10 protein-coding genes and 2 pseudogenes are annotated in these 14,675 nt (G+C 74.6%); 5 read left to right on the forward strand and 7 right to left on the reverse strand.

All coding sequences use genetic code 11. The features are described from left to right. Nucleotides 1-102 precede the first annotated feature (102 nt). Nucleotides 103-1,125, forward strand: a complete 1,023-nt coding sequence (locus GCU60_RS11305; protein ID WP_163205214.1) for an Acg family FMN-binding oxidoreductase — start codon at nucleotides 103-105, stop codon at nucleotides 1,123-1,125. Nucleotides 1,126-1,141: 16 nt separating this feature from the next. Here the strand turns inward: GCU60_RS11305 and GCU60_RS11310 are convergent, their stop codons facing one another. The 4 genes from GCU60_RS11310 to GCU60_RS11325 all read right to left on the reverse strand — a co-directional run bounded on the left by GCU60_RS11310 (nucleotide 1,142) and on the right by GCU60_RS11325 (nucleotide 3,075). Then, the gene (locus GCU60_RS11310; RefSeq protein WP_163205216.1) at nucleotides 1,142-1,960 is read right to left on the reverse strand and encodes a DUF998 domain-containing protein; all 819 of its coding nucleotides are present in this window, start codon (nucleotides 1,958-1,960) and stop codon (nucleotides 1,142-1,144) included. Between the two features lie 4 nt (nucleotides 1,961-1,964). Beyond that, a complete protein-coding gene (locus GCU60_RS11315) occupies nucleotides 1,965-2,357 on the reverse strand; it encodes a hypothetical protein (RefSeq protein ID WP_163205218.1) in 393 nt (130 codons plus the stop codon). A 98-nt stretch (nucleotides 2,358-2,455) separates the two neighbouring features. Beyond that, entirely contained in the window at nucleotides 2,456-2,656 is a 201-nt protein-coding gene (locus GCU60_RS11320) for a hypothetical protein (RefSeq protein WP_163205220.1), read from the reverse strand. A 77-nt stretch (nucleotides 2,657-2,733) separates the two neighbouring features. Beyond that, a complete protein-coding gene (locus tag GCU60_RS11325) occupies nucleotides 2,734-3,075 on the reverse strand; it encodes a hypothetical protein (protein ID WP_163205222.1) in 342 nt (113 codons plus the stop codon). Between the two features lie 1,090 nt (nucleotides 3,076-4,165). Between GCU60_RS11325 and GCU60_RS19875 the strand changes: the two are divergent. Together GCU60_RS19875 and GCU60_RS11335 are read left to right on the forward strand one after the other, a co-directional pair. Further along, nucleotides 4,166-5,698, forward strand: a pseudogene (locus GCU60_RS19875) (ExeM/NucH family extracellular endonuclease); the annotation flags it as partial. 1,261 nt (nucleotides 5,699-6,959) lie between these two features. Continuing rightward, a complete protein-coding gene (locus GCU60_RS11335; protein WP_204261847.1) occupies nucleotides 6,960-7,925 on the forward strand; it encodes a 5'-nucleotidase C-terminal domain-containing protein in 966 nt (321 codons plus the stop codon). A gap of 94 nt (nucleotides 7,926-8,019) precedes the next feature. Here GCU60_RS11335 and malQ read toward each other — a convergent pair whose 3' ends face one another. Further along, on the reverse strand, nucleotides 8,020-9,843 hold the full coding sequence (gene malQ, locus GCU60_RS11340; RefSeq protein ID WP_163205226.1) for a 4-alpha-glucanotransferase: 1,824 nt from the start codon (nucleotides 9,841-9,843) through the stop codon (nucleotides 8,020-8,022). A gap of 37 nt (nucleotides 9,844-9,880) precedes the next feature. After that, complete coding sequence (hrpB, locus tag GCU60_RS11345) at nucleotides 9,881-12,370, reverse strand: ATP-dependent helicase HrpB (protein WP_345770539.1); 2,490 nt, start codon at nucleotides 12,368-12,370, stop codon at nucleotides 9,881-9,883. Between the two features lie 64 nt (nucleotides 12,371-12,434). Here hrpB and GCU60_RS11350 point away from each other — a divergent pair, with 64 nt between their 5' ends. Then, nucleotides 12,435-12,836 carry a tautomerase family protein gene (locus GCU60_RS11350; RefSeq protein ID WP_163205231.1) on the forward strand — a complete coding sequence of 134 codons (402 nt, stop codon included), beginning with the start codon at nucleotides 12,435-12,437 and terminating at the stop codon, nucleotides 12,834-12,836. A gap of 4 nt (nucleotides 12,837-12,840) precedes the next feature. Here GCU60_RS11350 and GCU60_RS11355 read toward each other — a convergent pair whose 3' ends face one another. Beyond that, on the reverse strand, nucleotides 12,841-14,016 hold the full coding sequence (locus GCU60_RS11355) for an enolase C-terminal domain-like protein (protein WP_163205233.1): 1,176 nt from the start codon (nucleotides 14,014-14,016) through the stop codon (nucleotides 12,841-12,843). Nucleotides 14,017-14,191: 175 nt separating this feature from the next. Between GCU60_RS11355 and GCU60_RS11360 the strand changes: the two are divergent. Then, nucleotides 14,192-14,675: pseudogene (locus GCU60_RS11360) on the forward strand (histidine kinase); the annotation flags it as partial.

Raw genomic sequence — 14,675 nt, forward strand, 5'->3', positions numbered from 1 at the left:
CCGGGTGGCGGGTGGTCCGGTGTGCGGCGCGGCGGCGGCATGGGGTAGGCACGGACCGGGACCGCTCGACCCGGGCACCCGAGACCGGCCAGGAGGTTCGCCGTGCAGGAGCAGGACTGGACGCGGGTGGTGACTGCCGCCACGCGCGCGCCGTCGATCCACAACACGCAGCCGTGGCGGTTCGTCGCCTCTCCGGAGCGGCTGGAGCTGCACCTCGACCCGGCGCGGGCGCTGCCGGTGCTGGACCCGAGCCGCCGGCAGCAGGTGATCAGCTGCGGGACGGCCCTGGAGTTCGCCGTCGTGGCGCTGGCGGCCGAGGGGTTCGCCGCCGAGGTGGAGCTGGTGCCCGAGCCGGACGATCCCGACCTGCTGGGGGTGCTGCGGATCGGTGGGCGCGTCGACGTCTCCGACGAGGCACGGGCGCTGGCGGCGGCGATCGAGCGGCGGCACACGGTGCGCGCCCCGTTCGAGGCGCGCGGCGTCCCGGACGAGCTGGTCGACCGGCTGCAGGCCGAGGCAGGCAGCCACGGCACGTGGCTCAAGCCGATCACGCGCTCCGAGGAGGAGGTCGCCACGGTCTTCCTCATCTCCCGCGCGGAGGAGATGGAGCAGGGGGACCCCGCCTACCTCGCGGAGCTGGAGAGCTGGCTGCGCACCGACCCCGCCGCCGAGGACGGTGTGCCCGTCGGCGCCGTCCCCGAGGGGGACCCGCACGAGCGCGCCTCGAACTGGCTGATCCGCGACTTCGTCGCCGGGCACCGGGAGGCGCACCCGTTCCGGGCGGCCGGCGATCCCGACGCATCCCCGCCGGAGGTGGAACGGCCCGCCGTCGTGCTCATGGGCACGCAGGCCGACGACCGGCCCGCCTGGCTCCGTTCCGGCCGCGCCCTGGCACGGGTGCTGCTGATCGCCACCGATGCGGGGCTCGTCGCCTCACCGCTCACCCAGGCGCTCGACTGGCCGGCGACCCGCACCCGCATGCAGTCACGGCTGTCGCTGGTCGGCGCCCCGCAGATGCTGCTCCGGATGGGCTACCCCCGCCCGGCCCCCGAGGGGGCCCCGGCAGTGGTCAGCCGCCGCCGTCCGGTCGAGGACGTGCTGCGGTTCGAGGACTCCGCCGGCTGACCCGCGGGGGGCCGGCTCAGCGCCGGGAGGTGGGCGCCCAGGGGTCCTCTGGGTCGATGTCCTCCGGCTCGGCCGTCGTCCCGGTCGTCGTCCCGGTCGTCGTGGCGGATTCCGGCGTCACGGCCGGTGTGGGCCGTCGGGTGGCGGCCTCCAGGGCGGCGTCGCGGGCTCGGGCCTGCTCGGCGCGGCGGGCCGCCTCCTGCTCCCGCTCCGCGCGCAGCGACGTCTCCACCGGCTGCTCGTCGCCGCGCCGACCGGTCCACGCCAGGGTGGCTCCGGTCAGCGCCAGGGCGATCGGCAGCGGGTAGGCGGCCACCCGCTCCGTCCCGCCCTCGCCGAGGAAGCCGGTGACGCCGGTGAGGAAGAAGATCGTGGCCGCCGTCGCGAGCATGCCCAGCAGCACGACGGTGGTGCCCAGCAGCTCCGACCGCGGCCGGACCGCGTAGGCCAGTGCGATCAGGCCCAGGCCGCCGCCGACCAGGTACAGCACGGCCCCGATCGCGTGCATCGTGCCGTTGCCGTCGGTGGGGAAGACCCCGACCAGCAGGACTCCCACCGCCGCGGCCCCCAGCAGCCACGGCGTGACCCGGGCGGCGGCGCCGCGCAACGCGGGGCGCAGCAGCAGCCCGCCGCCGACGATCAACGCGGCCTGCACCACGAACGAGGCGTTCATCAGCTGACGGCCGGCGGAGTCCGCGGCGCCGAGCGCGCTGATGACGTCGTCCACGCGCGAGTACGGGCCCTCGTACCGGGCCTCGGCCAGGGTCTCGAGCACGAAGAACTGCAGGGTCAGCAGCCACAGGAGGGCGCCCCAGCGGAGGCGGGCAGACGTCACGCCGTCATGGTCGCAAACGGGGGGCCGAGGTCCGGGACAGGACGGCGGCGAACTGGGCGGCGGACAGCCAGGAGGGATTGCTGCCGGCAGGCATGCGGACCACCTCGGCGCCGCGGAAGCCCGCGTCGGCGACGAGGTCGGCACGGGGGAGCGGATCGGCGAGAAGCCGGAGCCGCACCCGGACGGCGGGCCCGCCCGGCCCGTCCACCACCTCGCCGGCCACGGTGCCGAGCGCGTGCACGCCCGGGCGGTCGCGGCCGCTGAGCCACAGCACGCACGGCTGGCCCGCGGCCATCAGGTCCAGCCGGTACGAGGGGCGCACGCACCGGTCGAGCAGCTGCTCCTCGCCCGGGGACCACCCCGGGACCAGCCGGTCGGGCGACGCCGAGGTCTTCATCAGCCAGCAGGCGACCTCACCCGGGCCGAGGCGGCTCGAGGGACGCCGGTGCCCGCCGGTGCCCGGCGCGGTGAGCTGCGCGCCGGGCCGGTCGGTCCTCAGTCGGTGGCCGAGTGCAGGTCGGCGCCGGCGGGGTCGGCGTCGTCCGAGCCGACGGCCTGGCGCTCCTGCTCCGTGCGGTGCTCGAGCGCCTCGTCGCTGAGGTGCGGGTCCTTCGCGTGCTCCTGGCGGTCGCGGGGAGCGGACTCCTGCGGCTCGATGACGTCGTCGAGGGTGGGGCGGTCGTGGGGTCCGGTCATGGTGACGTCCTCCGGTCATCGGGATGCGGTTGGACGGCCCATAGCCCGGAAGCACGCCCGGCTAACCAGGGTGGTGCTCACCGCGGCTCCAGCCGGGAGGCCGGCAGCCAGGCCTCGACCAGCGCCGGTCCGTCGGGCCGCGGCACCGTGTAGACGACGCGGCCCTGCCACCCCTGGCCGCGGCGGCGCCATTCCACGAGCAGGCCCGGCCAGGTCCCGGGGCTCTCGGGCAGGTCACGGACCCAGCAGTGCCGGCCCTCCTCGGGACCGCTGTCGGCCGACCGGGCGGCCGCTGCGGCCCGCCGGTCGGACGGGAGGTCGGGTCCCAGGATGGGCGGAGCAGGGACCGGAGGACCCGCGGGGACGCCGGAGCTCGCCGCCCGGTCGCCCAGTGAGCGCCCCGCCCGCCCTCGGTTCATCCCCCCGGCCACACCCGAGTCTGGCACGTCGGTCGAACACGTGTTCGAGCAGTCGGACTCGCGGCGTGTCCAGGGTGGAACGAGCCGTGACCTTTCGCACAGGTTCTCGACTGGCGCCTCCCAGGCGCCCCGCTTATGTGATACCGCCCGTACCCGTGGCGTCGTCGCTCTCCGGAGTCGGACTGGCACGAAAGGCCATTCAGCGTCCAGAGCGACACGCGAGGACGGCCAAGACGGATCCATCTCGTTACCTGATGGTCACCCAGCGCTCTTAGGTTCCGGCGGTCAGTTCGTCCCTCGGAAGGATCACCGCGTGCCCGTACATCCCGGCACCACGTCGCGCCGCCGCAGCGCTGGTTCGCTCGCGCGCCGTGCCGCCCTCGGCACCACCGCCGCCTCCGTCGCGGTCGTCGGCATGCCCCTCATGGCGTTCGCGGCTCCGCCGTCCGCGCCGTTCATCTCCGAGATCCACTACGACAACACCGGCGGCGACGTCGGTGAGTTCGTCGAGGTCGAGTTCCCTGAGGGGACGTCCTCCACCGGCTGGAGCGTCGTGCTCTACAACGCCGGGACGACGAGGGAGAACCCGCTGGGTGGCTTTCCCTACGACACCGACGCAGTTCCGCTGGTGAACGGTCCTGCTGCGGCGGCGATCAGCTACGGCGTCAACGGCGTGCAGAACGGCGATCCCGACGGCATCGCCCTTCTCGACCCCAGCGGTGCGGTCGTCGAGTTCCTGTCCTACGAGGGCACTTTCACGGCGAACTACGGGCCGGCCGCCGGCCGGTCCAGCACCGACATCGGCGTGCGCGAGGCTGGCACCGAGCCGGCGGGCCAGTCGCTGTCGCGGCGCTACAACACCGTCACCGAAGAGCTCCAGTGGTTCGGCCCCGAGGCGGAGACGCCGAACGCGGTGAACCCGACCTTCACCCCCGCGGTGGAGGAGCCCGGCGGGGAACCGGGGGCCGGAGGCCCCTGCGACGTGCCGGTGACCGGTGAGATCGGCGCCGTCCAGGGTTCTGGCGCGTCGACCCCGATCGCCGGCTCGACCGTCACGGTCCGCGGCGTCGTCGTGGCCGACCTCCCCGGCATGGGCGGCTTCCACCTGCAGGACGCCGATGGCGACGGCGACCCGGCCACCTCTGACGGCATCTTCGTCACCAGCAGCGCCGACGTCGGCCTCGGTGACACCGTCGCCGTGACCGGGAGCGTCAGCGAGGAGTTCGGTCAGACCCAGATGGCCGCCGGCGGGAACGCCGGGATCTGCGCCGACGGCTCCGAGACCGACCTACCGGCCGCCACGCCGCTGGAGCTCCCGGCCACCGACGCCGAGCGCGAGCCCCTCGAGGGCATGCTCGTGGCCCCGGCGGACCCGCTGACCGTGAGCGAGGTCTTCGACCTCACGAAGTACGGCGAGCTCACCCTCTCCGAGGGGGGCCTGCTGGTGCAACCCACCGAGGTCGGGCGGCCCGGCAGCGACGAGGCCGCGGCAGAGGCCGCGGACAACGCGCTGCGCCGGATCGTCCTCGACGACGGCGTGAGCGCCGAGGTCTCCGTGGCCACCGCTCCCTACCTCACCCCGGAGAACCCGGTCCGGGTCGGGGACGTCCTCACCTTCGACGAGCCGCTGGTGCTGGGCTTCGGCTTCCGCCAGTGGCGGCTGTTCCCGTCGGACGGGAGTGCTGACGGCGTCTTCCAGCCGCAGAACACCCGTCCGTCCGAGCCCGCGGAGGTGGGTGGGGACATCCGGATCGGCGCGTTCAACGTGCTGAACTACTTCCTCACCTTCGACCAGAGCGTCGGCCGCGGGGCCCGTGACCAGGCGCAGTTCGAGCGCCAGGCCGACAAGATCGTCCCGGCGATCCAGACGCTGGACGCCGACGTCGTGACGCTCATGGAGATCGAGGACACCGACTCCACCGGGCTCACGCCGGGCAACGCCGACACCGCCCTCGCGGAGCTGGTCGGCCGCCTCAACGACGACGCGGGCTCCGACAAGTGGGACTACGTCAGGTTCCCCACCGCGCTGTACGGCGTGGACCGGGACGTCATCCGCAACGCGATCATCTTCCAGCGCGATGCCGTCACCCTCGAGGGTGCGCCCGTCGGTCTGGACGACGAGGCGAACTTCGACAACGCCCGTGAGCCGCTGGCCCAGACCTTCCGGGCCCAGGGCGACACGTTCACGGTGGTGGCGAACCACTTCAAGTCCAAGAGCCCCGGCCGCCCGACCGGCGACAACGTCGACGACGGTGACGGACAGGGTGCGTGGAACGGTGACCGCGTCCGCCAGGCGCAGTCGCTGGCCGCGTTCGCCGACGACCTCCGCGAGTCCACCGGCGACGACGACGTGGTCCTGATGGGCGACTTCAACGCCTACACGCAGGAGGACCCGATCCAGGCGCTGCGCGACGCCGACTTCACCGACCTCGGTGAGGAGTTCGACCCCGGTCGCTACAGCTACGTGTTCGACGACATGTCGGGCTCGCTGGACCACGCCCTCGGCACCGACGCCTTCACCGCGAAGGTGACCGGCCTGACGCACTGGAACATCAACGCGGTCGAGTCCTTCGCCTACCAGTACGTCGGTGACCCGGAGCTGTACCGGGCCGACCCGTACCGCTCCAGCGACCACGACCCGCTGGTGCTGGGCTTCGACCTCCGTGGGGAGGCCGTGCCGGCCGACATCCCGGTCCAGATCATGTCGTTCAACGACTTCCACGGGCGGATCGCGGAGACCACCGGGAACGACAGCCTGCTGTTCACCGGGGAAGGCCTCGGGCCCGACGGCGTCGCCGACGAGCCCGGTGACACCACCCCGGACGACGGCTTCGTGCTGGTCGGGGGTGCGGCCAACCTGGCCTCCACCGCCGACGAGCAGCGCAGCGACTTCACCCGCGGCGGCGGAGCGGCGGAGAACTCGCTGCTGCTCACCGCCGGTGACCTGATCGGTGCCTCGCCCTTCGAGTCGGCCGTCTTCAAGGACGAGCCCACGCTCGAGGTGGCGAACGCGCTGGGGCTGGCCAACTCGCCCGTCGGCAACCACGAGTACGACCGGGGGACCGAGGAGCTGCGGCGCATCTCGGCGGCCACCGACGGGCAGAACACCGACGACGTCACCGCCTGCGAGGGCGTGACGCCGGGCGAGGACGGCTGCTACGAGAACAGCGAGGGCGACCCGTTCGCCGGAGCAGGGTTCCCGTACCTGGCCGCCAACGTGGTGGACCGCGAGACCCGGGAGCCGATGCTCCCGCCGTACCAGATCTTCGAGCTCGACGGCGGGCAGCGGATGGCGCTGATCGGCGTCGTCACCGACACCACCCCGGGCATCGTCACGCCCGGCGGCGTGGCCGACGTCGAGTTCCTCGACGAGGCCGAGACGGTGAACCGGTACACGCTGGAGCTCCAGGCCATGGGCATCCAGGCCATCGGGGCGCTGGTGCACGAGGGCGGGTCCGTGGAGGGCCGTGACTTCAACGGCTGCGACACCCTGACCGGGCCCATCGTGGACATCAACGCCGACCTGGTCCCCGCGGTCGACCTGGTCATCAGCGCGCACACCCACTCGGCGTACAACTGCCTGCTGCCCGACGCCCTGGGCAACGAGCGGCTCGTCACCCAGGCCGGGTTCTACGGCCGGCTGCTGACCGACATCCGGTTCACCGTGGACGCGGTGACCGGGGACGTCGTCCGGGACGACAGCTACGGCGCGACCAACGTGCCGGTCCTGCGCGACAACCCGGACGCCGAGATCCAGGCGATCGTCGACTACTGGCTCGCTGAGTCGGCCGAGGCGCGCAACCAGGTGGTGGGGTCGGCCACGGCGGACATCACCTCCAACGCCTCCGCCGACCGGGACACCGATCAACAACCTGATCGCACAGGTGGCGCTGGAGACCCTCCAGGACGAGCAGTTCGGCAACCCGGTCATCGGGTTCCAGGCTCCGGGCGGGACGCGGGCCAACATCCTGGCCGGCGAGGTCACCTACGGGGAGCTGTTCAACGTCCAGCCGTTCGGCAACACGATCAACGCCACCACGCTGACCGGGGCGGAGATCGACGCGTTGCTCGAGGAGCAGTTCCAGCTGGACGGTCCGCGCGGGAGCCAGCTGATCCTGGGGACGTCGGAGGGCTTCTCGTACTCCTACGACCTGACCCGGGCCTACGGGGACCGCGTGGACGCCTGCTCGATCATGCTCGACGGCGAGATGATCGACCCGGCAGCGGACTACCGGATCGCGGCGAACTCCTTCCTCATCGCAGGTGGTGACTCCTTCACCACCTTCGCGGCAGGGGAGGACACCACCGGGCCGCTCGACGTCGACGCGCTGGTCGGGTACTTCCGGGCGAACTCGCCCGTCAGCCCGTCGGCGGCCGACCACAGCACCGAGGCCCCAGCCGGGGTCTGCCCGGCCCCGGGTGACGGCGATGGCGACGGCGATGGCGACGGCGACGGCGATGGCGACGGGAACGGGGACGGGGACGGGAACGGCGACGGTTCCGGCGACGGGAACGGGAACGGTTCCGGGAACGGCGACGGCAACGTTTCCGGCGACGGCGACGGTTCCGGGAACGGCGACGGTTCCGGGAACGGCTCTGGTTCCGGGAACGGCTCTGGTTCCGGGGACGGCGCTGGTTCCGGGGACGGCTCTGGTTCCGGGAACGCGAACGACCCCGGCAACGGATACGGCTCCGGCGTCGACGGCGGCAAGTGGTACGCCGGCGCCGGCGGGACGCTCGCCTACACCGGTGCCGAGGTGGCCACGACGCTCGGCCTGGCGGGGCTGCTGACCGCGGCCGGCGCGACCGCGCTGGTGGTCGGACGCCGTCAGCGGCAGAGCACCGACTGATCGGTGTGCGGGGTGGATGACCACCCCGCAGGAACGACCGGAGGCCGGTCCCCACTCGCGGGGGCCGGCCTCCGGCGTCGTCGGGCGTGGTCGATCAGGCCTCCAGGCCCTCCGCCAGGGTGCGGGCCACCGTCTGCAGCAGCGGGTGCCCCGGCAGGTCCTCCACGAGCACCGGCAGCGGCAGCGACCAGTTGGGCCGCTCGCCGGCGCCGGGCATGTTGGGCCGCCGCTGCTCGCCGACGGCGTCGTCGAGCGTGGCCGACAGCAGCAGGGACGGCGCGGTCGCCAGCAGCGCGTGCGCCTGCTCCACGGCCTGCTCCACCGTCGCGTCGTCGGAGAGCCCGGACAGGTGCGCGAGCAGCGAGTTGCGGCCGCGCTCCAGCTCCTCGTCGGTGCCCGTGCCGTGCTCGCGCTGCTCGTCGACGTCGGCCTCGGTCCACAACCCCGCCACGGTGGGCAGGTCGTGCGTGCTGATCGCGGCCATCGCCTCGGCCGGCCACTGCGTCGGCTCGTCGTCCTCGAACCACAGCAGCCGGTAGGACAGCACGCCGTGCTCGGCCATCGCCTCGCGGACGCCGTCCTCCACCGTGCCCAGGTCCTCGCCGACCACGAGTGCCTGCGCCCGGGAGCTCTCCAGGGCGACGATGTCGAGCAGGTCCTCGGCGGGGTAGCGCACGTAGGCGCCGTCGGCGGCCGAGCCGTCCGAGGGCACCCACCAGAGGCGGAACAGCCCCATGACGTGGTCGATCCGCAGGCCGCCCGCGCCGGCCATGGTGGCGCGGATGGACTGGATGAACGGCTCGTAGTCCGCGTCGCGCAGCCGCCACGGGATCAGCGGCGGGGAGCCCCAGTCCTGGCCGGCCGAGTTGAACGCGTCCGGCGGTGCGCCGACGCTCACGCCGTCGGCCAGCACCTCCTGCCAGGCCCAGGCGTCGGCCCCACCGCCGGCGAAGCCGATCGGCAGGTCCTGGATGACGGTCATGTCGCCGGTGGCGGCGGTGAACTGCAGGTCCAGCGCCCACTGCAGCCAGGCGTGGAAGCCGACGACGGCGCCGTGCTGCTCGGCGTAGGCGGCGACGCCCGGCCCGTCGGGCCGGCGCAGCTCGGTCGGCCAGGTGTGCCAGTCGGCGCCGTGCTCCTCGGTGATCGCCGCCCAGGTGGCCCAGTCCTGCAGCGTCTGCCCCTGATCCTCGCGCCAGCGGGCGAAGGCCTCCCCGCCGCCGTGGGCGAAGAAGATGCGCATGAGCACCTCGCGCTTGCGGGCCCAGATCGCGTCCCGGTCGATGAGCGCGCCGTCGGACAGCGCGCGGCCGGCGTCCTCCTCCAGCTCCACGGCGTCGGCGCCGGGGACCTCGGCGACCCGCAGGTAGATGGGGTTGCGGAAGCGCCGGGTGGCCGGCAGGTAGGGGCTGGCCTCCTGCTGCGCGATGGGGGCGACGGCGTGCAGCGGGTTGATCAGCACGAAGCCGGCGCCCTGCTCGGCCGCCATGCGCCGCACGCTGCGCAGGTCGCCGAGGTCGCCGATGCCCCAGCTCTCGCGGCCGCGGGTGGCGTAGAGCTGCACGGCCCAGCCCCAGGCGCGGTCCTCGGGCAGCCAGCAGCGGCCCGGCGAGACGATGAGCCTCCGGCGGCGGCCCTCGGGGGACTGCAGCCAGTGGTAGCCGAGCGGGAAGTCCTCGGGCAGGTGGCCGTCGATGTGCCGGACCTCGCCGTCCTCGCACACGACGTCGGCCTCGTCGACCTCCAGCGCGTCGCCCGGCCGGGCCACGATGGGCGCCCGTTCCTCGAGGTCGGCCGGCGGCCGGCCGATGACCTCCCGCAGCGTGTCGATGGTCTCCTGCGCTACCTGGTGCTCCTCGTCGAGCGCGTCCAGCCAGCTCGCATCGATGCCCCATTCGTCGGTCGTCGGCGTCGTCACCCGTCGATCCTCTCCGGGCCGCGGGAAGGCTGCAGCCTCAGTCGCGGGAGCGCGGCCGTGACGTTGCCCGCTTCGTGGCCGGAGCGGCCGCCGGGTCCTCCGGCCACGGGTGGCGGGGGTACCGGCCGCGGAGCTCGCTGCGGACGGCGGGGTAGCCGGTCGTCCAGAACCCGGCGAGGTCCGCGGTGGTGGCCACGGGACGCTGCGCGGGCGACAGCAGCTGCAGCCGCAGCGGGCGCCCGGCGACCCGCGGCGCCTGCGCCCAGCCGAACACCTCCTGCACCCGGACCGAGAGGGTGGGCACGCCGGGGTCGGTGTAGTCGACCCGGATCCGCGACCCGGTCGGCACGGTCACCGAGTCGGGCACGACGGCGTCCAGGTCCCCGCTCACCTGCCAGGGGACGAGCCCGCGCAGCGCGGCGACGACGTCGACCCGCGCGAGGTCGGCGCGGCTGCGGGCGCCAGAGACGTCGATCGCGGCGAGCAGGGCGTCGTCGTCGACGGCGGGCCACGGGTCGCCGAGCCCGGCGTGCGCCGCCGCCAGGCGTTCCCGGAGCCGGCGCGCGGCGGGCGTCCAGCGGAGCAGCCCGAGCCCCTCCCGGCGCAGGCCCTCGGCGACCGCCGCGGCGACGGCGGCCGGCTCCGGCGCGCCGGACGGTCGCTCGGCCAGCACGATCGCGCCGAGCCGGGCCACCTGCGCGCTGCGGACGTCGCCGTCGCGCCAGGTGACCTCCTCGCCGTCGGAGTGCAGTGCTCCGCCGGCCTCCAGCGCGGTCGCCTCGTCGATCGCGACCGCCGACCGGATGCGGGCGTCCCGCCGGCCGGGGGACCGGTCGGCGACGGCGACGGCCAGCCAGGCCGCCCCGGTCAGCGCCGTCCCGGGGGGCAGCTCGGCGCCGGTGCCGGCGGCCATGAGGTAGGTGCCCGGACTCCCCGGCCGGCGCCGGGCGAGCCGCTCGGGGTGGGCCAGACCGACGACCAGGCCGGCCGCGGTGTCGTCGGGGAGCCGGGGTGGCGCGGCGTCCCCGGTGGCCCGCTCCAGCCGGGCCACCTCGTCCCGCCAGCGGGCCGTGGCGCCGCGGTCGGCGCCCGAGCGCAGGTGCCGCCAGGTCGCGGTCAGGTCGTCCCCGCGGGAGGCGACGTCGGCGGAGAGGAGCGCGACCACCTCCGCCGCCCGCCTGCGGCCGACCAGGGGGGCGCCGTCGAGCAGGGCGCGGGCCAGCCGCGGGTGAACCCCGGCGGCGGTGAGGGCCCGGCCGCGTGCGGTGGCCCGGCCGTCGGCGTCGACCGCGCCGAGCGCCCGCAGCGTCTGCCCGGCGACCAGCAGGGCGGCCGGTGGCGGGGCATCGGGCAGGCCGAGGCCCCGCCCGTCCGGTGCGCCCCAGCACGCCAGCTCCAGGGCGAAGGCGGTGAGGTCGGCGGTGGCGACCTCCGGCTCGTCCTGGGCGGGCAGCCGGTCCTGCTCGGCAGCGGTCCAGCAGCGGTAGACCGCACCCGGCGCCTCCCGGCCGGCCCGGCCGGCGCGCTGGGTGACCGAGGCCCGCGAGGCCCGCACGGTGACCAGGGAACCGAGCCCGCGGGCCAGGTCGGCCCGCGGCACCCGGGACAGACCGGCGTCGACGACGACGCGCACGCCCGGCACGGTCAGGCTGCTCTCCGCCAGCGCCGTCGCCAGGACCACCCGGCGGCGGGGTCCCGGGCGCAGCGCCGCGTCCTGCGCGGCGGCCGACAGCCGGCCGTGCAGCGGCACCACGTCGGCGTCGATCCCGCCGAGCCCCCCGGTCACCGTGCCGATCTCGCCGGCGCCCGGCAGGAAGACCAGGACGTCGCCGTCCCGCTCCGCGAGCGCCCGGCGGACGGTGGCGGCGACGTGCCCGAGCAGGCGGGGGTCCACCCGCAGGCCGTGCGGCGGATCGACCGCGGTGGGCGGCGGCGCCCACACGACGTCCACCTCGTGCAGGGCGCCGGGGGCGTGCACGACCGGCGCCGGCTGCCCGTCCCCGCCCAGCAGGTCGGCCAGCCGCTCGGCCTGCGCCGTCGCCGACATCGCCAGCAGCCGCAGGTCGGGGCGCAGCGCGCCGCGGACGTCCAGGGCGAAGGCGAGCGCCAGGTCTGTGTCCAGGTGCCGTTCGTGGCACTCGTCGAGGAGCACGGCGTCGACCCCGGGCAGCTCCGGATCGGCCTGCAGGCGGCGCACCAGCAGCCCGGTGGTGACCACCTCGATGCGGGTGGCGGCACTGCGCCGGCTCTCGCCGCGGACGCTGTACCCCACCCGGTTCCCGACCGCCTCGCCCAGCAGGTCCGCCATCCGGTGCGCGGCGGCGCGGGCGGCGACCCGGCGGGGTTCGGCGACGAGGACGCGGCCGGGGACGGTGCCCGCCAGCGCGAGCGGCACGAGCGTCGTCTTGCCGGTCCCCGGCGGCGACACCAGCACGGCGCAGCCGGCCGCGGAGAGGGCGCCGGACAGGGCGGGCAGCGTGGAGCGCACCGGCAGGTCGGTCCCCGGCGTCCCGGGCGGTGGCAGCACGCAGCCGAGTCTGCCGTGCGCCCGTCCGGGAGTGGCGCGCCCTCCGGCCGGGCACGGGAAGGGCATGCCGTCGCTGCAGCTGGACCTCCCGCTCCGCCTGGACCTCGACGGCAAGCGGGCCCTGGCCAGGGAGGTGGGGTCGGTCTACGCGGAGGTGATGGACGTCCGGCCCGAGTTCATCACCGTCTCGATCCACGACCTGGGGCCCGGCGGCGTCTGGCGGTGCGGCGCGGGCGACCCGGAACCTGCGGCGCTGGTGATGTGCGACGTCCGCGCCGGCCGTCCGGCCGCGACCCGAGAGATCCTCGCGCGCCGGCTCGTCGAGGTCTGCGTCCGTCGCTGCGGCCTGGAGGAGCGCCTGCTCAAGGTGGAGTTCACCCAGCACTCCGGCGACGAGATGTACCACCCGCAGCTGGGCGGGTTCGCCCCGGACTGGGCCCCGGAGGCGGGGGAGCAGCCCGCCTGACCGGTCAGGCCAGGACGTCGGCCAGGACGGGCGCGAGCGAGGCCTTCAGCTCCAGGCCGATGCCCGGTGCGTCGGGGAGCCGCACGTACCCGTCCTCGACCGGGTAGCCGTCGGCGAACCCGCCGAACGGCTCGAAGATGCCGGGGTAGGACTCGCAGCCGTGCAGGTGGAAGGCCGAGGCGATCGACAGGTTGAACTGGTGCCCGCCGTGCGGGACGCAACGGTCGGGGTTCCAGCCGGAGTCGAACAGCATCGCGACGATCCGGCGGAACTCGGTGAGCCCGTAGCTCAGCGCCGGGTCCATCTGCAGGATGTCGCGATCGGGTCGCAGCCCGCCGTAGCGGACGAGGTTGCGGGCCTCCTGGAAGGACATCAGGTTCTCGCCGGTCGCCAGCGGCCCCGGGTAGCGCTCGGCCAGCGCGCGCAGTTCCTCGAAGTCCAGCGGGTCCCCGGCCTCCTCGTACCAGTGCAGCGGGTAGGCGCTGAGGGCGTCGGCGTAGGCCAGCGCCCGCTCCAGGTCGAACCGGCCGTTGGCGTCCACGGCGAGGTCGCAGCCGTCGGGCAGCACCGCCAGGACGGCCTCGATGCGGCGCAGGTCGTCGGCCAGCGGGGCGCCGCCGATCTTCATCTTCACCGTGCGGTAGCCCATATCGACGTAGGACAGCATCTCCGCCTGCAGGGCCTCGATCCCGCGCCCCGGGTAGTAGTACCCGCCGGCCGCGTAGACCCAGACCTTCTCCGCCGGGCCCGCCGGCGTCCGCGGGTCGCGGGCGCGCTCGCTCAGCAGCTGGTTGAGCGGGAGACCGGCCAGCTTCGCCGCGAGGTCCCAGGACGCCATGTCCAGGACGCCCATCGCGACGCCCCGGTCGCCGTGCCCGCCCGGCTTCTCGTTCTGCATGCCGGCGGCCCAGATGAGCTCGGGGTCGAGGTCCCCGTGCGGCCCGATCAGGGTCTCGGCGGGCGCCTCGAGCACCCGCGGGATGATCCGCTCACGGAGCAGCCCGCCCTGCGCGTACCGCCCGTTGGAGTTGAAGCCGTACCCGACGACGGGCCGGCCGTCGCGGACCTCGTCGGTGACGAGGGCCAGCACGCTGACGGTCATCTTCGAGAAGTTGATGAACGCGTTGGACATGTCCGCCTGGATCGGGACGGTCTTCTCGCGGATGTCGACGATGCGCACGGACGGGCGACCTCTCTGACGACGAGGCCGTCGCTCGCCGACGGCCGGTGGTGCTGGACGGCAGCACCCACGATGAGGTCCGGCGTGGTGCCCGCGGGGGATTCGTTCATTTCGTAATCCGGACCCGGCGGCCGAGGGCCCTCCCGGCCGTTGTGGTGCAGGGCACACTGGCGGCGTGTCCAGGCCAGATCTCGCGCTGCTGCGGGGCACCCGGCCGACCAGCCTGGCGCGTCAGCTGCTGGTGCTGCAGGGCCTGGTGGTCGCCGTCATCGTGGTCACGGCGACGGCCGTGGCCTACGTCAACGCGCAGCGGACGGCCCAGGACGACGCCGAGGTGAAGACGACGGCGATCGTGGGATCGCTGGCCACCTCGCCCCTGGTGCTCGACGCCGTCACCGGGCCCAGGCCGACCGAGGTGCTGCAGCCGTACGTGGAGGCGGTGCGCGCGGACACCGGCACCTCGTTCATCACCGTGTTCGCCCCGGACCGGACGCGCTTCACCCATCCCGACCCCGCGCAGATCGGCGGGAAGTTCCTCGGCACCATCGAGCCGGCACTGGCCGGCCGGACCTTCACCGAGACCTACACGGGGACCCTGGGGCCGTCGGTGCGAGCCACGGGCCCGATCGTCGACCGGGACGGCGAGGTCGTCGGGCTCG

The sequence above is a fragment of the Blastococcus saxobsidens genome (assembly GCF_010682065.1).
GTDB lineage: Bacteria > Actinomycetota > Actinomycetes > Mycobacteriales > Geodermatophilaceae > Blastococcus > Blastococcus saxobsidens_B.